This is a genomic window from Streptomyces sp. ALB3, from assembly GCF_044385685.1.
Lineage (GTDB): Bacteria > Actinomycetota > Actinomycetes > Streptomycetales > Streptomycetaceae > Streptomyces.
The window spans coordinates 223,461-242,498 of sequence record NZ_JBISCE010000037.1 but is presented as its reverse complement, the minus strand read 5'-3'; the positions used below and the strand labels follow the sequence as shown (position 1 = coordinate 242,498).

The 19,038-nt window shown below is 71.7% G+C and carries 20 protein-coding genes; 14 read left to right on the top strand and 6 right to left on the bottom strand.

The window, feature by feature from the left end:
- Positions 1-3,540 carry a DNA polymerase III subunit alpha gene (dnaE, locus tag ACHFIV_RS23130; RefSeq protein ID WP_398972224.1) on the top strand — a complete coding sequence of 1,180 codons (3,540 nt, stop codon included), beginning with the start codon at positions 1-3 and terminating at the stop codon, positions 3,538-3,540.
- 90 nt (positions 3,541-3,630) lie between these two features.
- Here dnaE and ACHFIV_RS23125 read toward each other — a convergent pair whose 3' ends face one another.
- Positions 3,631-3,804: a hypothetical protein gene (locus ACHFIV_RS23125; RefSeq protein ID WP_398972221.1), complete on the bottom strand. Its 174-nt coding sequence runs from the start codon at positions 3,802-3,804 to the stop codon at positions 3,631-3,633.
- 264 nt (positions 3,805-4,068) lie between these two features.
- On the opposite strand from ACHFIV_RS23125, the gene ACHFIV_RS23120 reads away from it, so the two are divergent.
- The 5 genes from ACHFIV_RS23120 (at position 4,069) to ACHFIV_RS23100 (ending at position 8,338) form a co-directional block, all read left to right on the top strand.
- Complete coding sequence (locus ACHFIV_RS23120) at positions 4,069-5,328, top strand: NYN domain-containing protein (RefSeq protein ID WP_398972218.1); 1,260 nt, start codon at positions 4,069-4,071, stop codon at positions 5,326-5,328.
- Positions 5,329-5,434: 106 nt separating this feature from the next.
- Complete coding sequence (locus ACHFIV_RS23115; protein WP_398972564.1) at positions 5,435-6,418, top strand: ABC transporter ATP-binding protein; 984 nt, start codon at positions 5,435-5,437, stop codon at positions 6,416-6,418.
- A 55-nt stretch (positions 6,419-6,473) separates the two neighbouring features.
- Complete coding sequence (locus ACHFIV_RS23110) at positions 6,474-7,313, top strand: ABC transporter permease (protein WP_398972216.1); 840 nt, start codon at positions 6,474-6,476, stop codon at positions 7,311-7,313.
- A 34-nt stretch (positions 7,314-7,347) separates the two neighbouring features.
- A complete protein-coding gene (locus ACHFIV_RS23105) occupies positions 7,348-8,085 on the top strand; it encodes an ABC transporter permease (RefSeq protein WP_398972214.1) in 738 nt (245 codons plus the stop codon).
- Positions 8,086-8,140: 55 nt separating this feature from the next.
- A complete protein-coding gene (locus ACHFIV_RS23100; RefSeq protein ID WP_398972577.1) occupies positions 8,141-8,338 on the top strand; it encodes a hypothetical protein in 198 nt (65 codons plus the stop codon).
- A gap of 40 nt (positions 8,339-8,378) precedes the next feature.
- Here ACHFIV_RS23100 and ACHFIV_RS23095 read toward each other — a convergent pair whose 3' ends face one another.
- The 5 genes from ACHFIV_RS23095 to ACHFIV_RS23075 form a co-directional block, all read right to left on the bottom strand.
- Positions 8,379-8,753: a TraR/DksA family transcriptional regulator gene (locus ACHFIV_RS23095; RefSeq protein ID WP_398972213.1), complete on the bottom strand. Its 375-nt coding sequence runs from the start codon at positions 8,751-8,753 to the stop codon at positions 8,379-8,381.
- Positions 8,754-8,829: 76 nt separating this feature from the next.
- Positions 8,830-9,330 carry a Cys-tRNA(Pro) deacylase gene (gene ybaK, locus ACHFIV_RS23090; RefSeq protein WP_398972210.1) on the bottom strand — a complete coding sequence of 167 codons (501 nt, stop codon included), beginning with the start codon at positions 9,328-9,330 and terminating at the stop codon, positions 8,830-8,832.
- Between the two features lie 16 nt (positions 9,331-9,346).
- Positions 9,347-10,123 carry an LON peptidase substrate-binding domain-containing protein gene (locus tag ACHFIV_RS23085; protein ID WP_398972207.1) on the bottom strand — a complete coding sequence of 259 codons (777 nt, stop codon included), beginning with the start codon at positions 10,121-10,123 and terminating at the stop codon, positions 9,347-9,349.
- 11 nt (positions 10,124-10,134) lie between these two features.
- Positions 10,135-11,169: a hypothetical protein gene (locus tag ACHFIV_RS23080; RefSeq protein ID WP_398972205.1), complete on the bottom strand. Its 1,035-nt coding sequence runs from the start codon at positions 11,167-11,169 to the stop codon at positions 10,135-10,137.
- Between the two features lie 222 nt (positions 11,170-11,391).
- Positions 11,392-12,993 (bottom strand): oxidoreductase, encoded by a 1,602-nt coding sequence (locus ACHFIV_RS23075; RefSeq protein WP_398972202.1) that lies wholly within the window; start codon positions 12,991-12,993, stop codon positions 11,392-11,394.
- A 160-nt stretch (positions 12,994-13,153) separates the two neighbouring features.
- Here ACHFIV_RS23075 and hisD point away from each other — a divergent pair, with 160 nt between their 5' ends.
- Genes hisD through hisF form a run of 8 tightly spaced genes read left to right on the top strand, consistent with a single transcriptional unit; the run spans position 13,154 to position 18,877 of the window.
- A complete protein-coding gene (gene hisD, locus ACHFIV_RS23070) occupies positions 13,154-14,476 on the top strand; it encodes a histidinol dehydrogenase (protein WP_398972199.1) in 1,323 nt (440 codons plus the stop codon).
- The gene (locus ACHFIV_RS23065) at positions 14,473-15,600 is read left to right on the top strand and encodes a histidinol-phosphate transaminase (protein WP_398972196.1); all 1,128 of its coding nucleotides are present in this window, start codon (positions 14,473-14,475) and stop codon (positions 15,598-15,600) included. The genes hisD and ACHFIV_RS23065 overlap by 4 nt, the downstream gene beginning before the upstream one ends.
- The gene (gene hisB / locus ACHFIV_RS23060; protein ID WP_205019586.1) at positions 15,597-16,190 is read left to right on the top strand and encodes an imidazoleglycerol-phosphate dehydratase HisB; all 594 of its coding nucleotides are present in this window, start codon (positions 15,597-15,599) and stop codon (positions 16,188-16,190) included. Before ACHFIV_RS23065 ends, hisB begins: the two co-directional genes overlap by 4 nt.
- Positions 16,187-16,354, top strand: coding sequence for a hypothetical protein (locus ACHFIV_RS23055; protein ID WP_164493711.1), 168 nt, complete (start codon positions 16,187-16,189; stop codon positions 16,352-16,354). The genes hisB and ACHFIV_RS23055 overlap by 4 nt, the downstream gene beginning before the upstream one ends.
- A gap of 9 nt (positions 16,355-16,363) precedes the next feature.
- Positions 16,364-17,005 carry an imidazole glycerol phosphate synthase subunit HisH gene (hisH, locus tag ACHFIV_RS23050; RefSeq protein WP_398972193.1) on the top strand — a complete coding sequence of 214 codons (642 nt, stop codon included), beginning with the start codon at positions 16,364-16,366 and terminating at the stop codon, positions 17,003-17,005.
- Positions 17,005-17,730, top strand: a complete 726-nt coding sequence (priA, locus tag ACHFIV_RS23045) for a bifunctional 1-(5-phosphoribosyl)-5-((5-phosphoribosylamino)methylideneamino)imidazole-4-carboxamide isomerase/phosphoribosylanthranilate isomerase PriA (RefSeq protein WP_398972189.1) — start codon at positions 17,005-17,007, stop codon at positions 17,728-17,730. The genes hisH and priA overlap by 1 nt, the downstream gene beginning before the upstream one ends.
- Positions 17,727-18,125, top strand: coding sequence for a RidA family protein (locus ACHFIV_RS23040; RefSeq protein ID WP_398972186.1), 399 nt, complete (start codon positions 17,727-17,729; stop codon positions 18,123-18,125). The genes priA and ACHFIV_RS23040 overlap by 4 nt, the downstream gene beginning before the upstream one ends.
- Positions 18,122-18,877: an imidazole glycerol phosphate synthase subunit HisF gene (gene hisF, locus ACHFIV_RS23035; RefSeq protein ID WP_398972183.1), complete on the top strand. Its 756-nt coding sequence runs from the start codon at positions 18,122-18,124 to the stop codon at positions 18,875-18,877. The genes ACHFIV_RS23040 and hisF overlap by 4 nt, the downstream gene beginning before the upstream one ends.
- Positions 18,878-19,038 lie beyond the last annotated feature (161 nt).

Genomic DNA, 19,038 nt, shown 5'->3' with positions numbered 1-19,038 from the left:
GTGAGCAAGCCGCCATTCACGCACCTGCACGTCCACACCCAGTACTCGCTGCTGGACGGTGCCGCGCGGCTCAAGGACATGTTCGAGGCGTGCAACGACATGGGCATGTCGCACATCGCGATGACCGACCACGGCAACCTCCACGGCGCCTACGACTTCTTCCACTCGGCCCAGAAGGCCGGGGTGACGCCGATCATCGGGATCGAGGCCTACGTCGCCCCCGAGTCGCGCAAGCACAAGCGCAAGGTCCAGTGGGGCCAGCCGCACCAGAAGCGCGACGACGTCTCCGGCTCCGGTGGCTACACCCACAAGACGATCTGGGCGGCCAACAGCACCGGTCTGCACAACCTCTTCAGGCTCTCCTCCGACGCCTACGCCGAGGGCTGGCTGCAGAAGTGGCCGCGCATGGACAAGGAGACCATCTCGCAGTGGTCCGAGGGCCTGATCGCCTCCACGGGCTGCCCCTCGGGCGAGGTGCAGACCCGGCTGCGGCTCGGACAGTTCGACGAGGCGGTCCAGGCGGCCTCCGACTACAAGGACATCTTCGGCGAGGGCAGGTACTTCCTGGAGCTGATGGACCACGGCATCGAGATCGAGCGCCGGGTCCGCGACGGGCTCCTGGAGATCGGCCGGAAGCTGGACATCCCGCCGCTCGTGACGAACGACTCGCACTACACGTACGCACACGAGGCGACCGCGCACGACGCCCTGCTCTGCATCCAGACCGGCAAGAACCTCTCCGACCCCGACCGCTTCCGCTTCGACGGCACGGGCTACTACCTCAAGACGACGGACGAGATGTACGGCGTCGACTCCTCCGACGCGTGGCAGGAAGGGTGCGCCAACACCCTCCTGGTCGCGCAGCAGATCGACACCGCCGGCATGTTCGAGAAGCGCGACCTGATGCCGAAGTTCGACATCCCGGAGGGTTTCACCGAGATCACCTGGTTCCAGGAGGAGGTCCGGGTGGGCATGCAGCGCCGCTATCCCGGCGGCGTCCCCGAGGACCGGCAGAAGCAGGCCGAGTACGAGATGGACATCATCATCCAGATGGGGTTCCCGGGGTACTTCCTGGTCGTCGCCGACTTCATCATGTGGGCCAAGAACAACGGCATCGCGGTGGGTCCCGGCCGCGGTTCCGCCGCCGGTTCGATCGTCGCGTACGCCATGGGCATCACCGACCTCGACCCGATCACCCACGGGCTGATCTTCGAGCGCTTCCTCAACCCCGAGCGCGTCTCCATGCCCGACGTCGACATCGACTTCGACGAGCGCCGGCGCGTCGAGGTCATCCGGTACGTGACCGAGAAGTACGGCGCCGACAAGGTCGCCATGATCGGCACGTACGGCAAGATCAAGGCCAAGAACGCCATCAAGGACTCCGCGCGCGTCCTGGGCTATCCCTACGCCATGGGCGACCGCCTCACCAAGGCCATGCCCGCCGACGTCCTCGGCAAGGGCATCGACCTCAGCGGCATCACCGACCCCAAGCACCCGCGTTACAGCGAGGCGGGGGAGATCCGGGGGATGTACGAGAACGAGCCGGACGTCCGCAAGGTCATCGACACGGCGAAGGGCGTCGAGGGCCTCGTCCGGCAGATGGGCGTGCACGCCGCCGGAGTGATCATGTCCAGCGAGCCCATCGTCGACCACGCCCCGGTCTGGGTACGGCACACCGACGGCGTCACCATCACGCAGTGGGACTACCCCCAGTGCGAGTCGCTCGGCCTGCTGAAGATGGACTTCCTCGGTCTGCGCAACCTGACGATCATGGACGACGCCATCAAGATGGTGAAGGCCAACAAGGGCGTCGACCTGGAGATGCTCTCCCTGCCGCTGGACGACCCCAAGACGTACGAGCTGCTCTGCCGCGGTGACACGCTCGGGGTGTTCCAGTTCGACGGCGGCCCCATGCGCTCGCTGCTGCGCCAGATGCAGCCCGACAACTTCGAGGACATCTCCGCCGTCTCGGCCCTCTACCGGCCGGGCCCGATGGGGATGAACTCGCACACGAACTACGCCGAGCGCAAGAACGGCCGCCAGGAGATCACCCCGATCCACCCGGAGCTGGAGGAGCCGCTCAAGGAGGTGCTCGGCCTCACGTACGGCCTGATCGTGTACCAGGAGCAGGTGCAGAAGGCCGCCCAGATCGTCGCCGGCTACTCGCTCGGCGAGGCCGACATCCTGCGCCGTGTGATGGGCAAGAAGAAGGCCGACGAGCTGGCGAAGAACTTCGTCCTCTTCGAGGCCGGTGCCAAGAAGAACGGCTTCTCCGACGCGGCGATCAAGGCGCTCTGGGACGTCCTGGTCCCCTTCGCCGGATACGCGTTCAACAAGGCGCACTCCTCCGCCTACGGCCTGGTCACCTACTGGACCGCCTACCTGAAGGCGAACTACCCCGCCGAGTACATGGCCGCCCTGCTGACCTCCGTCAAGGACGACAAGGACAAGTCGGCGGTCTACCTCAACGAGTGCCGGCGCATGGGCATCAAGGTGCTTCCGCCGAACGTCAACGAGTCCGAGTCGAACTTCGCCGCCCAGGGTGACGACGTGATCCTCTTCGGGTTGACGGCCATCCGCAACGTCGGGCAGAACGTGGTCGACTCGATCATCCGGTGCCGCAAGGCGAAGGGGAAGTACTCCACGTTCCCCGACTTCCTCGACAAGGTCGAAGCGGTCGTCTGCAACAAGCGCACCGTCGAATCGCTCATCAAGGCCGGCGCCTTCGACGAGATGGGGCACACCCGCAAGGGACTCGTCGCCCACCACGAACCGATGATCGACAACGTGGTACAGGTCAAGCGCAAGGAGGCCGAGGGCCAGTTCGACCTCTTCGGCGGCATGGGGGAGGAGGCGAGCGACGAGCCGGGCTTCGGGCTGGACGTGGAGTTCTCCGACATCGAGTGGGAGAAGTCCTACCTGCTCGCCCAGGAGCGGGAGATGCTCGGCCTCTACGTCTCCGACCACCCTCTCTTCGGCCTGGAGCACGTCCTCTCCGACAAGTCGGACGCGGCGATCTCGCAGCTCACCGGCGGTGAGCACTCCGACGGCGCGATCGTCACCGTGGGCGGCATCATCTCCGGCCTCCAGCGCAAGATGACCAAGCAGGGCAACGCCTGGGCCATCGCCACCGTGGAGGACCTCGCGGGCTCCATCGAGTGCATGTTCTTCCCCGCGACCTATCAGCTGGTCTCCACCCAGCTCGTCGAGGACACCGTCGTCTTCGTCAAGGGGCGTCTCGACAAGCGCGAGGACGTGCCGCGTCTGGTCGCCATGGAGATGCAGGTCCCCGACATCTCCAACGCCGGGTCCAACGCCCCCGTCATCCTGACCATCCCCACGGTCCGGGTCACCCCGCCCATGGTGAGCCGGCTCGGCGAGGTCCTCAGCAACCACCGCGGTGACACCGAGGTGCGCATCAGGCTCCAGGGCCCGCGCAAGACGACCGTGCTGCGCCTCGACCGGCACCGCGTCAAGCCGGACCCCGCCCTCTTCGGCGACCTGAAGGTGCTGCTCGGCCCCTCCTGCCTGGCCGGCTGACGGTCCCGCCCGCACCTCGAGAGGGGCGCCCCGCCGACCGGCGGGGCGCCCCTCTCGGCCTGTCGGCCCCACGGGCCGTCAGGCCGTGCCTCAGTTGTGGCCGAAGCGCTTCTGGTGCTTGCGGGCGACGTCGGCCGGGCTGCCCTGCGACTGAGCCTGCGGCTGTGACTCGTACGCCGTCGACTTCGCCTCCTCCGCGCCACGCTCCGACGCGGACGCGCGGTCGTGCTGGCTGCCCTGCTTGCGGTTCTTGTTCTTCGCCATCGTGATGCCTCCTGTGGGAGATCTGGGGGTCCAGAACCGCTGTCAGACTCACATATCACCTTAAAAGCCGCATGTTGGATCATTACCGAGCGTGAAAGGCGCGGTATCATCCGCCGTTCCCGGATCCGCCACGCCGATGATCGAGTTCCGGTCCTTAAGCCCGGCGCCGTCGGGCAGACTCGAAGGAAACCCTGAGTAAGCAGACCCCGGGTCGGCGGACCACCCAAGTCCGGTCCCGCAGATCCGCTCCCGAACTGGAAGAGGGTGGAACGCGTGGACCGTTGCGTCGTCCTGGTGGACGCCGGCTACTTGCTGGGCGCAGCCGCGAGCCTGCTGGCCGGAGAGCCCGCCCGTTCCCGCATCACGGTCGACCACGCGGCCCTGATCCAGGGTCTGCGCGAACGCGCCGAGGCCGACACCGAACAGCCCCTGCTGCGCATCTACTGGTTCGACGGCGCCCCCGACCGGGTGCCGCAGCCCGAGCATCGGCGGCTGCGGGTCATGCCACGGGTGACCGTTCGGCTGGGGGCCCTCACCCGCAGTGACGGACGGTGGGCGCAGAAGGGCGTCGACGCCGCCATGCACGCGGAACTGACCGAACTGGCCCGGAACCGGGCCTGCTCCGACGTGGTGCTGGTGACCGGCGACGGTGACCTGCTGCCGGGGCTCATGTCCGCCAAGGAGCACGGCGTCGCCGTCCACCTCTGGGCCGTGCAGGCCGCCGACGGGGACTACAACCAGTCCGAGGACCTGGTCGCCGAGGCCGACGAGCGACGGGTGCTCGACCGGCTCTGGATCACCAAGGCCGTGCGGGCCAAGGAGACGGGCGGTGTGTGCGCGCCCCCGCCCGTCCCGCGCCCCGAGATCGCCGCGATCCTGTCCGCGCCCCTTCCCGAGGCCGCGCTCGCCGCGTCGGCCGAGCGGGCGTCGGAGGCCCAGGCCGCCGCCGCCCGCAACGGCACGGCGACGCGGACCGAGGAGGCCGCCCCGCACCCCCAGCCGCCGTCCGGCGCCAAGGGCGTCCCCACACCCAAGGACCTGGCGAGCCTGCGCGCCCCCGGGGCCCACACCGCGCACCACGCGCCGCAGCCGCCGGCCGCCAACGCGACGCTGCGCTGGTCGTCGGACAAGGGCTGGGTCGAGCGGGGCGGGCCTCTCGGCGAACCCGCCGAGACCGCGTCCCTGCCGACCCTGGCGCAGCTCACCAGCGCGGAACAGCGCTGGGCGGACCGGGAGGAGGACATCACCACCGTCGGCGGTGACCCCTTCGAGGTCGGCCAGGTCTTCGCCCGGCGCTGGATGGAACGGCTGCCGGAGACCGTCCACCTGCAGAAACTGTCCACCATGTACCCCCGCGTCCCGCACCGCATCGACGGCGAACTGCTGAGGTACGCGGCCCGCTTCGGGCTGCTCGCGCACAAGGACGACCAGATCGACGAGCACGACCGCTATGCCATCCGGGCGGGGTTCTGGCGCGAGATCGACGTACGGGCCGCCGCCGAGCACGCTCCCGCGGGGGAGTGAGCGGGCCGGCTCCGCCCGGCCCCGGACGCGATACGGGGCATCCGACCCCGTAGTCTCATTCCTCGTGAGTACGGGCACAGCACAGGCACAGACCGGGACCGGGACCGTGTGCGCGGTGCGTGATCTGGTCAAGACCTACCCCGCCGTCCGCGGCCGACGCGGCCGCGCCGCCACTCCCGAGGTGCGCGCCACCGACGGGGTGAGCCTCGATGTCCGGCGCGGCGAGATCTTCGGGCTGCTCGGGCCCAACGGCGCGGGCAAGTCCACGCTCGTGCGCCAGCTCACGGGACTGATGCGCCCCGACTCCGGAAGCGTCGAGATACTGGGGCACGACCTCGTGCGCCACCCCGAGCGGGCCTCACGGCTCGTCGGCTACCTCGGCCAGGAGTCCACCGCCCTCGACGAGCTGACCGTGTCGCTCGCCGCGGAGACCACCGGGCGGCTCAGGGGCCTGCCCGCACGGCAGGCGCGGGCCGCCCGCGACGACGTACTCGAGGAGCTCGGGATCACCGGGCTCGCCGGACGCCCGTTGAAGAAGCTGTCCGGCGGGCAGCGGCGGCTCGCCTGTTTCGCCGCGACCCTGGTCGGTGAGCGTCCCGTCCTCGTGCTGGACGAGCCGACGACGGGTATGGACCCCGTCGCCCGCCGCTCCGTCTGGTCCGCCGTCGACCGGCGGCGCGCCGAGCACGGGGCGACGGTGCTGCTCGTGACCCACAACGTCATCGAGGCCGAGACGGTCCTGGACCGGGTGGCCGTCATGGAGTGCGGCAAGGTCATCGCCTGCGACACCCCGTCCGGACTCAAGGAGCGGGTGGCCGGCGAGGTCCGGGTCGAGCTGGTGTGGCGCGAGCGTGCGCCGCTCGACGTCCCGGAGGTGGCCGCGCTCCGCGGGTCCGCCCAGGAGTCGGGACGCAGGTGGGTGCTGCGGCTCGGACCCGACGAGGCAAGGGCCGCCGTGGCCGCCGTGACCGGCGGGGCGGCCTTCTCCTCGCTCGACGACTTCACGCTGGCCACGCCGAGCCTGGAGGACGTCTACCTGGCACTCGGCGGGGACGCCGCCAAGGCGGGCGAGGGACTGGTGAAGGCGTGATCAGGACGGTGGACGTGCCGGGACGCGTGTCGGAGTCGAACGGGAGCACTACCAGGTGACGAGCATCCTTCCCACGGAGTCGGCGAAGGTGACCGGGCCCGGGGCGCGGACCTCCGCCGGCCGGCCCGCCCGCACCGCCCCCGCCGCCCTCGCCCCGCGGGCCAGACTGCTTCCGTCGCTGGCCGCCGTGTACCGCGCGCAGCTGTCGAGGGCCCGGGTCGCGCGGATTCCCCTGCTGTTCGTCGCGACCTTCCAGTCCGTCGGGATCATGGTGCTGATGCGCGGGGTCGTCGACGGCGGGGCGGAGGCACGGGCCGTCGTCGCCGGGTCCAGCGTGCTGGTCGTGGCCTTCGTCGCGCTCAACCTCCTCGCCCAGTACTTCGGTCAGCTCCGGGCCGGCGGCGGTCTCGACCACTACGCCACGCTGCCGGTGCCGCCCGCCGCCGTGGTCCTGGGGGCGGCGGGCGCGTACGCCTCGTTCACCGTGCCCGGCACGATCGTCACGGCGGTGGCGGGCAGCGCCCTCTTCGGGCTCCCGATGACGCATCTGTGGGTGCTCGTCGCGGTCATCCCGCTCTCCGGGGCCGCGCTCTCCGGTCTGGGGGCCGCGCTCGGGCTGCTGGCGCCGCGGCAGGAGCTGGCGACGCTGCTCGGGCAGCTGGGCATGTCGGCCGCGCTGCTGCTGGGCGTGCTGCCGGCCGAGCGGCTGCCCGGTCCGGTCGGCTGGGCGCGCGATCTTCTCCCCTCGACCTACGGTGTCGAGGCGCTGGCCCGGTCCTTCGACGCCCACCCCGACTGGGCGGTCATCGCCCTCGACCTCGCGGTGTGCGCGGCGGTCGGTGTGCTGTCGCTCGCCGTGGCCACCTGGGCCTACCGGCGCGCGGCGGTCCGGTGAGGCGGCGCACGCGTCGGCCTGGCACGATGGCACCGTGACCGCACCGTTGACGCCGCCGCACCAGCCCCAGCCGAACGACCCGTGGCAGGCCCCGCCGTCCGGGTCGCACGCCGTTCCCGGCGACCACCCCGGGTCCGGTGAACGGCGCGCGGAGCTGCGGCAGGGCGCGGTGATCGCCGCGGTGCTGACGGTGGCAGGTGTGGGCCTCGGTCTGCTCTGGCTGTGGCTCGCGCCGCGGGTACCGCTCGTCTCCGACGACACCGCCGTCTTCCTCAAGAACAGTGAGGGCGAGGAGGCCATCGGGGCGGACGGCACGTTCGTGCTCCTGGCACTCGCCTTCGGTCTCGCCTCGGCGGCCGCCGTCTTCCTCTTCCGCAGGCGCGGAGGCATTCCACTGGTGGTGGGCCTCGCCCTGGGCGGGCTGCTCGGCTCCCTGCTCGCATGGGGGATCGGTACCTGGTTCGGGCCGACGTCCGACGTGGTGGCACACGCCAAGGAGGTGGGCAAGGGGGTCACCTTCGACGCGCCTCTGGAGCTCCACGCGGTGGGGGCGGCGGTGCTCGCCTGGCCCATCGCGGCGATGATCGTCCACCTGGGTCTGACGGCGCTGGCCGGGCCGCGCGACCCCGAGCCCGAGTGGGAGATCCCGTACGGGGCGCCCCGGGCCGGAGCCGGACCGGAGAGTGCCTTCGGCCCCGCGTCCGGTGCCGCCGAGGAGCCGCGGGCCGGGGACGGCCCGACATCCCCGGGCGCCGGTCCGTCGCGGCCGTAGCGCGCCTTTCTGCTTCCAGCCCGTTTCCGCCCCGGGGTCAGGGGCAGGCGACTGGATGAGCACCTACGAAAGGACCGACATGAGCGCCGGAGAGAAGACGAAGGCCAAGGCCGAGCAGATCGCCGGTAAGGCCGTACGGAAGATGGCCCACGCGGCAGGTGACGACACCACCGCGGCCAAGGGAGCGGCACTGGAGGCCCGGGGCAAGGGCCGGGGCACCAAGGAGAAGTCCAAGGACGCCTTCAAGCGCTGACGACGCGCCGGGAGGATTCCCGGAAGGGCGCGGCCCGGGCTCAGCGCGCCGCGCCCGCGGCGCAGCCCACGCAGGTCGTCGCCGCCGGACGCACCTCCAGACGGCCCGGAGGGATCGGTTCCCCGCACCCCTCGCAGCGACCGTAGCCGCCCCGCTCCAGGCGTTCCAGCGCGTGGTCCACCGCGTCCAGGTGACCGCGCGCCAGGGCCAGGAGCGAGGCGACATGGGCCCGCTCGAAGGCGGTGCTGGATCCCTCCGGGTCGTGCTCGTCGTCGACCGCCACCAGCGCGTTCGCCTCGACGATGCCGTCGAAGTCCCTGAGGAGAGCCGCGATCCGGGCAACCGTGTCGCGGCGTTCCGCGATCAGCCGCCGACGGACCGTCCCGGGGCCGCCGGGCGCCACCTGTTCGTCCACCTGCGCGACAACGGCCGTGGCCGCGCCCGCATTCCGTGCGCGCCAGCCGTTCACCGTCCGCGCACGGCCCCTTCCGCTACGCCCGGCCGATCTCCGCCAGCGACGCGCCGGTCAGGGCGGCCAGGTCCGAGGCGGACAGCTCGACCTCCAGCCCCCGGCGGCCCGCCGAGACGCAGATCGTGGGGTGGGACGCGGCCGACGCGTCCAGCACCGTGCGCAGACGCTTGCGCTGCCCCAGCGGGGAGATGCCGCCCCTGACGTAGCCCGTGGTGCGCTCCGCCGCCGCCGGGTCCGCCATGGCCGCCCGTTTGCCGCCCACCGCGGACGCCAGTGCCTTCAGGTCGAGCGATCCGGCGACCGGGACGACGGCGACGACCAGTTCGCCGTCGACGTCGGCGACCAGGGTCTTGAAGACCCGGTCGGCGGCCACCCCGAGGGCCTCGGCCGCCTCCTCGCCGTAGGACGGGGAGGACGGGTCGTGGTCGTACGAGTGGACCGTGAACACCGTGCCGGCCGTGGCCAGAGCGACCGTGGCCGGGGTACCGCCGGGCTGCTGCTTCCTGGACTTCTTCGCCACCGGGCAGGTCCTCGGGTCAGTTGGGGTAGGTGGGATCGCGGGTCAGGTCGATCGCCGGCAGCGACGGGAGGTGCCGGATGACCGCCGTCTCCTTGCGCAGGAGCGCCAGCTCCTCGCGCAGCCGGGTCGCGGTGTCCGGGGCCTGGAGCAGGCGCTGCTTCGAGGGGATGTCGAGCACCGCGGCGGCGGCCACCAGGTAGGAGACGACGGACGGGTCGTCCGGCAGGTCCGCGCCGGTCGTCAGGGAACGCTCGCTCGCGCCCGCCAGCCGCTTCTGGTAACCGCGGAAAGCGCGCAGCACCCCCTCCGCCAGTGCCCCCGCCTCATCCGTGGGCGAGTCCTCGCCCTCGGCGGCGCCCGGGTCCTCGGGCAGGTCCTCCACCTCGGCGGTCAGGAACGGACCGCTCGCGTCGACGGACAGCAGCCGGACCCGGGTGGTACCGGTCGCCAGCACCTCGTAGCTGCCGTCGGCGCGCTCACGGATCTTCGCCGCGTCCGCGACGCAGCCGACGCGGTGGAAGGTCTGGAGGGGATCGGGTCCGAAGCCGTCTCCCGGGGCGCGCTCCACCGGGGGCGCGGCGGCGACGGTGTCCGGCATCCCGGTGGCCGTCGGCGCGGTCTCACGGCCGTCGCGGATCGCGACCACCACGAAGCGGCGCGGCTCGTCCTCGTCGATCTCGAGCAACTCGCGCATCATGGCGCGATAACGCTCCTCGAAGACGTTGAGCGGCAGCACGAGGCCGGGGAACAGCACCGCGTTCAGCGGGAAGAGGGGCAGGCGAGCGGTGGTCACAACGGCCAAGCCTAATGGCCACGGAGCCCGCTGTGTTCCGGCCTCCCGCAGAGCGGCGTCGAAGAGGCCACCCGGAGCCGGACGTCGGCCCGCGCGTCGAGGAAGCCCCCGAGTGCCTCCCCGGTGACGGAGGCCCACGGGAACGACGTCGCGTACGGCCCGATCAGGCGGAACTGCTCCAGCGCCTCCGTCTCGCGGCCCCGGGCGACGAGGACGTAGGCGAGGAGGTTGCGGACCTCCGCCGGCCAGGGGTCGCCGACGGGGAACCCGGCCGAGAGCCTGATCGCGAGGTCGGCGGCGGCGTCGACCCGCTCCGCCTGCACGGAGTTCGCCCGCGCGGCCGCCTTCTCGTCCCGCAGCAGGGCGAAGGCCGCCCGGACGGGAAGGGCCTGCACGAGGGAGTCGCCCGCCGCGTCCTCGGCCGCCCGCTCGGCGAAGTCGAAGCACTCGCGGTGGGAGCCGTACCACTCGGCCGAGAGGTACCGGAGCGCGGCGACATGACTGCCGTAGTGGTGCGGGCAGCGGCGGACGGCCTGCTCCCACAGCGACTCGAAGAGCGTGTGCGGGGCATGGGTGCCACGGGCGTGGTCGAGCGCGAGCCGCCACGGGACCGGGTCACGGGGATCGGCCTCGGCGGCGGCCGTGATCAGTGGGCCCACCTCGCGGAGCAGCTCCGCGTGGGCGGGCGACTCCCACGCGCGGCGCACCGCCAGGGCGGCCTTGACGAGCAGGGCGTCCGGGTCGCGAGGAGCGGCGGCCAGCCAGCCGGTGAGCCAGCCGTCCCGGCTGCGCGCGAAGGCGACCAGCCGTGCCAGCGTGCGGTCACGGGTCTCCCAGTCGGCGGCGTCCCTGGTGGTGGCGAGCAGCTTCGCCGCGGGCTCGAAGTCGCCCAGGGCCGCCGCCACCAACGCGGGCGAGAGCCGTTCGTCGGGGGCGTCGAGCATCACCGCGTCGTCCGAGGGCAGCCCGGCCGACAGCCCGGGGCCGTGCCGGAACGTGCGCGCGGAACTCAGCAGTGCGCGGAGGAGAGCCATGGTGCAGACCATTGAAAAGCCCTGGTGGGGGCGGCGCCAGAGGGTCTCTGTGAAGCTTCTGTGGCGAGTGGGAGGGTTGCCCCCGGTCAGGTCAAGAAAAAGTAAAGGAAGCGCCCTCGGGTGGCGTGATTCCGCCCTCCCGGTTGCCGATAACCGCCTGTCCTGCCGGGTCCCGGCCGGCCTTTCGACCACCGCGCCGACAGGGATCCGCCCGGACGGGACACCCCCCCCGGGTCAGCCGCGCCGCAGCAGCCGGGAGGCGCCCGCCGCCACCGTCGTGGCCAGTATCCACCCCACCAGCACGAGAGCCGCCGCCGTCCACTGCCAGCCCCCCTCCAGCCGCCAGTAACCGTCCTGCCCGAGATTGATCACCGGCACCAGCAGGTCGAGCGCGTACAGCGCGGGATTCCACTGCGGATGCTCGTCGCCCTTGATCGACGCCGGTTCGTACTGCGAGAAGGCCGCCGTCCCCGCCGCCCAGAGCACCGCCATCCACACCAGGGCCCGGCCCGGCCGGTAGCCGTACGCGACCGCCCAGTCCTGGAGGTAGCCCCAGATCCTCCCCGCCGGCGGCAGCGTCTCCCGGCGCCGCCGCTGCTTGGCCAGGAGCACCTCGCGGGCGTCCGCGTCCTCGCCGCAGCTGCGGAGCACCGCCGCGAGGCGTTCGTACGGCTCCGGTACGTACTCCGGGGTCGCGGTCAGTACCCACTCCAGGCGCCGGGACAGCGGGAAGTGTCCGTACGGGACGAGGCTCTCGTACACGAAGCCCCCCATCGCCAGGCCGCCCGGACCGGGCCAGCTGGTCGACACGTCGATCAGCGTCACGACCTTCGCGCCGTTCAGCACGACCCGGCCCTCCCGCGGGCGCTCCGCGTTGAAGCGGAGCTCCGGGGTGACGATGCGGCGCAGCGACAGCTCCTCGCGGTCGGCGAGCACGAACCGGGCCTTGTGCAGGTCCACCGCGTCCCCGAACCGCCCGTCGTCGAGCCGTACCGCGCCCCTGCACTCGAAGACCTGCGCACGCGTCCCGCGAGCCGGGCCGCCGCCCCGCGCCACACCGAACGGGGGAGTCGTCCCCTGGTTGCCCGTGTCGATGCTCACCCAGGCCTCCGTCATGTACAGCGTGCGCTCCACGCTCAGCTGCGGGGCGTTCAGCGCCCGCCGGCCGTCCGTGGCGCGCAGGCGGCTGCCGCGCAGACTCAGCGAGCCGCCCACCTTGGCGCCGCGCAGGCTCAGCTCGCCGAGCGTCTCGATCATCTCGGCCTGCAGGTCCTGCGCCACCGACATCCCGTCGCCCACGAAGGCACGGCCGCGCCGGTCGGGTCCGATCCGGATCTGGTTGATCAGCAGGTCCGTGCCGATCTGGGCGTCCGTCAGCCGGATGCCCCGCTCGACCCGGCAGCGCGGCAGATGCAGATCGCCCTCCGTGCGCAGCCGGGCGGCGTCCAGCCTCGGCACGGCGCAGCCCACCATCCGCAGCGTCGTGAAGTGGCACTCGGGCAGGACCACCTCCTGCTCGAAGCGGCAGCCGGTCAGCTCCACGTAGGGCGAGACGCGCCCGCCCGCCAGATCCAGTTTCCCCGTGATGCGCACGCCCCTGAGCTTCAGTGCGGCCACCCGTCCCGGCCGGGCCGGCGGGCCGCTGAGCAGCAGGCGCGCCACCGTCCGTGCGCCGACGCTCCGCTCGGGCCCCCAGCCGTGCGGGGCGAAGGGATCGTCGCGCACGGGGTCGTGGGAGCGCAGATCGTAGGTGGTGCCGTTGCGGAAGGACTGCCACATACCCAGTTCCGCGGCGCTGAGCCCGTCAGGGATCTCGCCGTCCTGCGGTTCGGTCACTGCCTCACCTCCGCCCGCGCGGGCCTGTCCGCGCTTCGTACAGTCGTTCTTCCCTCTCTGTGACCGTGTGAAAGCTGACGGTCAGCAGTGACACCCGGGACATGTATCAGCCAGTGATACGGGCGACCGGACGCCGGAACCGGTCTGAGAGAATTGCGGTGTGATCTCTCGAATCGATCTGCGCGGCACCGCCCTCCCCGAGGGCGGCGACCTGCGCGACCTGCTGCCCCGTGCCGAGTTCGACGTGGAAGCCGCCCTGGAGACGGTGCGGCCCATCTGCGAGGACGTACGCCATCGTGGCTCCGCGGCAGTGATCGACTGGGGGGAGAAGCTCGACGGGGTGCGGCTGGAATCCGTCCGGGTCCCCGCCGGTGCGATCACCGAGGCCCTGGAGGGGCTCGATCCCGCCGTGCGCGCCGCCCTGGAGGAGTCGATCCGCCGCGCCCGCCTCGTCCACCGTGAGCAGCGCCGCACCACGCACACCACCCAGGTCGTCCCGGGCGGCACCGTCACCGAGAAGTGGGTGCCGGTCGAGCGCGTCGGCCTGTACGTGCCGGGCGGCCGTGCCGTCTACCCGTCCTCCGTCGTGATGAACGTCGTCCCGGCCCAGGAGGCCGGCGTCGAGGGCCTCGCCGTCTCCTCCCCGCCGCAGAAGGAGTTCGGCGGCCTGCCGCACCCCACGATCCTGGCCGCCTGCGCCCTGCTCGGCGTCGACGAGGTGTACGCCGCCGGCGGCTCCCAGGCCGTCGCGATGTTCGCGTACGGCACCGAGGACTGCCTGCCGGTCAACCTCGTCACGGGCCCGGGCAACATCTACGTCGCCGCCGCCAAGCGCCTCCTCAAGGGCCGCATCGGCATCGACGCCGAGGCGGGCCCCACCGAGATCGCCATCCTCGCCGACGCGAGCGCCGACCCGGTGCACGTCGCCGCCGACCTGATCAGCCAGGCGGAGCACGACCCGATGGCCGCCGCGGTGCTCGTCACCGACTCCGAGGAGCTCGCAGCCGCCACCGAGGCCGAGCTGAAGCCCCAGGTCGCCGCGACCAGGCACGTCACCGACCGGATCGAGCCCGCCCTGACCGGCCGCCAGTCCGCGATCGTCCTGGTCGACGACCTGGAGGACGGCCTCAAGGTCGTCGACGCGTACGGCGCCGAGCACCTGGAGATCCAGACGGAGGACGCCGCCGCCGTCGCCGGCCGCGTCCGCAACGCCGGCGCCATCTTCGTCGGCCCCTGGTCGCCCGTCTCCCTCGGCGACTACTGCGCGGGCTCCAACCACGTCCTGCCCACCGGCGGCTGCGCCTGCCACTCCTCGGGCCTGTCCGTGCAGTCCTTCCTGCGCGGCATCCACATCGTCGACTACACCCGCGACGCGCTCGCCGAGGTCACCCACCACGTGGTGGCCCTGGCCGAGGCGGAGGACCTTCCCGCCCACGGCGCCGCGCTGAAGGCCAGGTTCGGATGGAAGGTCCCGCAGGCGTGAGAGACGACCGCACCACCGCCAACGCCTGGGACGAACTCCCCATCCGCGACGAGCTGCGCGGCCAGTCCCCCTACGGGGCGCCCCAGCTCGACGTGCCCGTCCGGCTGAACACCAACGAGAACCCGTACCCGCTGCCCGACGCGCTCGTCGACCGCATCGCCGAGCGGGTCCGCGAGGCCGCACGCGACCTCAACCGCTACCCCGACCGTGACGCCGTGGAGCTCCGCACCGAACTGGCCCGCTACCTCACCCGCACGGCGGGCCACCAGGTCGCGGCGGCCAACGTCTGGGCGGCGAACGGCTCCAACGAGGTCCTGCAACAGCTGCTGCAGACCTTCGGCGGCCCCGGGCGCACCGCGATCGGTTTCGAGCCCTCGTACTCGATGCACGCGCTCATCTCCCGAGGCACCGGCACGGGCTGGATCTCCGGACCGCGCGAGGACGATTTCACCATCGACGTCGAGGCGGCGAAGAAGGCCATCGCCGAGCACCGCCCCGACGTGGTCTTCATCACCTCGCCCAACAACCCGACCGGCACCGCTGTGGAGGCGGACACCGTCGTGGAGCTCTACGACGCCGCCCAGGCGGCCGGACCCTCGATGGTCGTCGTCGACGAGGCGTACGGCGAGTTCAGCCACCACCCCTCGCTGCTGCCCCTCATCGAGGGGCGTCGCCACCTGGTGCTCTCGCGGACCATGTCCAAGGCCTTCGGCGCCGCGGGCCTGCGCCTGGGCTACCTCGCCGCCGACCCCGCCGTCGTCGACGCGGTGCAGCTGGTGCGCCTGCCCTACCACCTGTCCTCCATCACCCAGGCCACCGCGCTCGCCGCCCTGGAGCACACCGATACCCTTCTCGGGTACGTCGCGCAGCTCAAGGACGAGCGCGACCGGCTGGTCGACGGACTGCGGGAGCTCGGCTTCGCCGTCACCGACTCGGACGCCAACTTCGTCCAGTTCGGCCGCTTCGCCGACAGCCACGCCGCCTGGCAGGAGATCCTCGACCGGGGCGTCCTGGTCCGGGACAACGGCGTACCGGGGTGGCTGCGGGTCACCGCGGGAACCCCGGCAGAGAACGACGCGTTCCTCGATGCGGTGCGCGAACTGAAGAAGGAGCACCACGCATGAGCCGCGTAGGCAGGGTGGAGCGGACCACCAAGGAAACCTCCGTGCTCGTCGAGATCGACCTCGACGGCACCGGCAAGGTCGATGTCGCGACCGGGGTCGGCTTCTACGACCACATGCTCGACCAGCTCGGCCGGCACGGGCTCTTCGACCTCACGGTCAAGACCGAGGGCGACCTGCACATCGACTCCCACCACACCATCGAGGACACCGCCCTCGCGCTCGGCGCCGCCTTCAGGCAGGCACTCGGCGACAAGGTCGGCATCTACCGCTTCGGCAACTGCACCGTCCCGCTGGACGAGTCGCTCGCCCAGGTCACCGTCGACCTCTCCGGCCGCCCCTACCTGGTGCACACCGAGCCGGAGAAGATGGCGCCGATGATCGGTGAGTACGACACGACGATGACCCGGCACATCCTGGAGTCCTTCGTCGCCCAGGCGCAGATCGCCCTGCACGTCCACGTCCCGTACGGCCGCAACGCCCACCACATCGTGGAGTGCCAGTTCAAGGCGCTGGCCCGCGCCCTGCGCTACGCCAGCGAGCACGACCCGCGCGCAGCCGGAATCCTTCCGTCCACGAAGGGCGCCCTGTGACCGGCCTCAACACCGTTCTGATCATCGTCGGCCTCTTCCTGGCCGGCGGCGTCTACTCCTTCTGGAAGCAGGGCATGCCCAAGGGCGTCGTCGTGCTCCTGGGGATCGGCTCCGTGATGTGCCTGGTGGCGGGCATCATGCGGATCCAGGGACTCTGGGACTGAGGTAGCACTGTGAGTGACAAAAAGAAGATCGTCGTCTTCGACTACGGCTTCGGCAACGTCCGCTCCGCCGAGCGGGCCCTCGCCCACGTCGGCGGAGACGTGGAGATCACCCGCGACTTCGACACCGCGATGAACGCCGACGGGCTGCTCGTCCCCGGCGTCGGCGCCTTCTCGGCCTGCATGGCCGGTCTGAAGAAGGCGCGCGGTGAGTGGATCGTCGGCCGCAGGCTGGCCGGAGGCCGTCCCGTCATGGGCATCTGCGTCGGCATGCAGATCCTGTTCGAGCGCGGCATCGAGCACGGCGTCGAGACGGACGGCCTCGACGAGTGGCCCGGCACCGTCGGCCCGCTGAAGGCGGACGTCGTCCCGCACATGGGCTGGAACACCGTCGAAGCCCCCGAGGACTCCCAGCTGTTCGCGGGCCTGGACTCCGAGGCCCGCTACTACTTCGTGCACTCCTACGCGGCGCACGACTGGTCCCTCGAAGTGACCAACGACAAGATCCGTGCCCCCAGGGTCACCTGGGCCACGCACGGAGAGCGGTTCGTGGCCGCCGTCGAGAACGGCGCGCTGTGGGCCACCCAGTTCCACCCCGAGAAGTCCGGCGATGCCGGCGCCCAGCTGCTGACCAACTGGATCGAGACGCTGTAATGCCGAAGCTTGAACTGCTCCCCGCCGTAGACGTACGCGACGGACAGGCCGTCCGCCTCGTGCACGGCGAATCCGGCTCCGAGACCTCCTACGGCTCCCCGCTCGAGGCGGCGCTCGCCTGGCAGAGCTCCGGCGCCGAGTGGCTGCACCTCGTCGACCTGGACGCCGCCTTCGGCACCGGCGACAACCGCGCGCTGATCGCCGAGGTGGCCGGCGCCATGGACATCAAGGTGGAGCTCTCCGGCGGCATCCGCGACGACGCCTCGCTCGCCGCCGCCCTCGCCACCGGCTGCCGCCGGGTCAACCTCGGCACCGCCGCCCTGGAGACCCCCGAGTGGGTCGCCAAGGTCATCGCGGAGCACGGCGACAAGATCGCCGTCGGCCTCGACGTCCGGGGTACGACCCTGCGGGGCCGCGGCTGGACCCGCGACGGCGGCGACCTCTACGAGACGCTCGCCCGCCTCGACTCCGAGGGCTGCGCCCGCTACGTCGTGACCGACATCGCCAAGGACGGCACGCTCGAGGGCCCCAACCTGGCCCTCCTGCGGGACGTCTGCGCCGCCACCGACAAGCCCGTCGTCGCGTCCGGCGGGGTCTCCTCCCTCGCGGACCTGCGCGCGATCTCCCTGCTCGTCCCGGAAGGCGTCGAGGGAGCCATCGTAGGAAAGGCGCTGTACGCGAAGGCGTTCACCCTCGAAGAGGCACTCAAGGCGGTCGCGGGATGACGGACTCCGTACGCCGCGTCTCCTCGGACGCCCCGTGGGAGGAGAAGTTCGGCTACTCCCGCGCGGTGGAGCTCCCGGGCGGGCTCGTCCTGGTCTCCGGCTGCACCTCGGTGGTCGACGGCCAGGTCTTCGCGGGCAGTCCGTACGAGCAGGCCGTCGCCTCCTTCCAGGTCGCGTTCGACGCACTGAAGCAGCTCGGACTCGGCCGCGAGGACGTCGTCCGCACCCGGATGTACCTCACGCACGCCCGGGACGTCGACGAGGTGGGCCGCGCCCACAAGGAGCTGTTCGACGCCGTCCGCCCCGCCGCGTCGATGCTCATCGTGTCCGGTTTCGTCGACCCCTCCCTGGTCGTCGAGGTCGAGGTCGAGGCCTACCGGGCAGGTGAGCGATGACTCTCGCCGTACGGGTCATCCCGTGCCTGGACGTCGACAAGGGCCGCGTCGTCAAGGGCGTCAACTTCCAGAACCTGCGCGACGCGGGCGACCCCGTCGAGATGGCGAAGCTCTACGACGCCGAGGGCGCCGACGAGCTGACCTTCCTCGACATCACCGCCTCCAGCGGTGACCGTGAGACGACGTACGACGTGGTGCGCCGCACCGCCGAGCAGGTCTTCATCCCGCTCACCGTCGGGGGAGGGGTCCGCACCCCCGACGACGTCGACAAGCTGCTGCGCGCCGGTGCCGACAAGGTCGGGGTCAACACCGCCGCGATCGCCCGCCCCGACCTCATCCGCGAGATCGCCGAGCGGTTCGGCCGGCAGGTGCTCGTGCTCTCCGTCGACGCCCGGCGCACCCCCGAGGGCACCTTCGAGGTGACGACCCACGGCGGCCGCAAAGGCACCGGCATCGACGCCGTCGAGTGGGCGCACCGGGCCGCCGAGCTCGGAGCGGGTGAGATCCTGCTCAACTCGATGGACGCCGACGGCACGAAGGACGGCTACGACACCGAGATGATCAAGGCGGTCCGGGCTCACGTCACCGTCCCCGTCATCGCCTCCGGCGGTGCGGGCAGGCTCGCGGACTTCTCCCCGGCCATCGGTGCGGGCGCCGACGCGGTTCTCGCCGCGTCCGTCTTCCACTTCGGTGACCTGCGGATCTCCGAGGTCAAGGGTGCTCTGCGCGAGGCCGGGCACCCCGTTCGCTGATCCCGGCCGGGGAGACCGCCGGTCGCCAAGACCGGCGATCTCGCCGATGTCCGCCCGGTGGGCGCGCCGCCAGAGTGGCGCCGTCAACGAAAAATGACGGCGCCCTCCCACGCGGTGCTCCCCCGAAGGCCCCAGGACGACGGGCCCCGGCTGCCGCGGTG

Coding starts and splice junctions, on each gene's coding strand:
- ACHFIV_RS23125 (WP_398972221.1), bottom strand. CDS start 3,804: ATGGCGAAGAACAAGAACCGCAAGCAGGGCAGCCAGCACGACCGCGCG.
- ACHFIV_RS23100 (WP_398972577.1), top strand. CDS start 8,141: ATGAGCACCTACGAAAGGACCGACATGAGCGCCGGAGAGAAGACGAAG.
- ACHFIV_RS23080 (WP_398972205.1), bottom strand. CDS start 11,169: ATGGTCTGCACCATGGCTCTCCTCCGCGCACTGCTGAGTTCCGCGCGC.
- hisB (WP_205019586.1), top strand. CDS start 15,597: ATGAGCCGCGTAGGCAGGGTGGAGCGGACCACCAAGGAAACCTCCGTG.
- priA (WP_398972189.1), top strand. CDS start 17,005: ATGCCGAAGCTTGAACTGCTCCCCGCCGTAGACGTACGCGACGGACAG.
- ACHFIV_RS23040 (WP_398972186.1), top strand. CDS start 17,727: ATGACGGACTCCGTACGCCGCGTCTCCTCGGACGCCCCGTGGGAGGAG.
- hisF (WP_398972183.1), top strand. CDS start 18,122: ATGACTCTCGCCGTACGGGTCATCCCGTGCCTGGACGTCGACAAGGGC.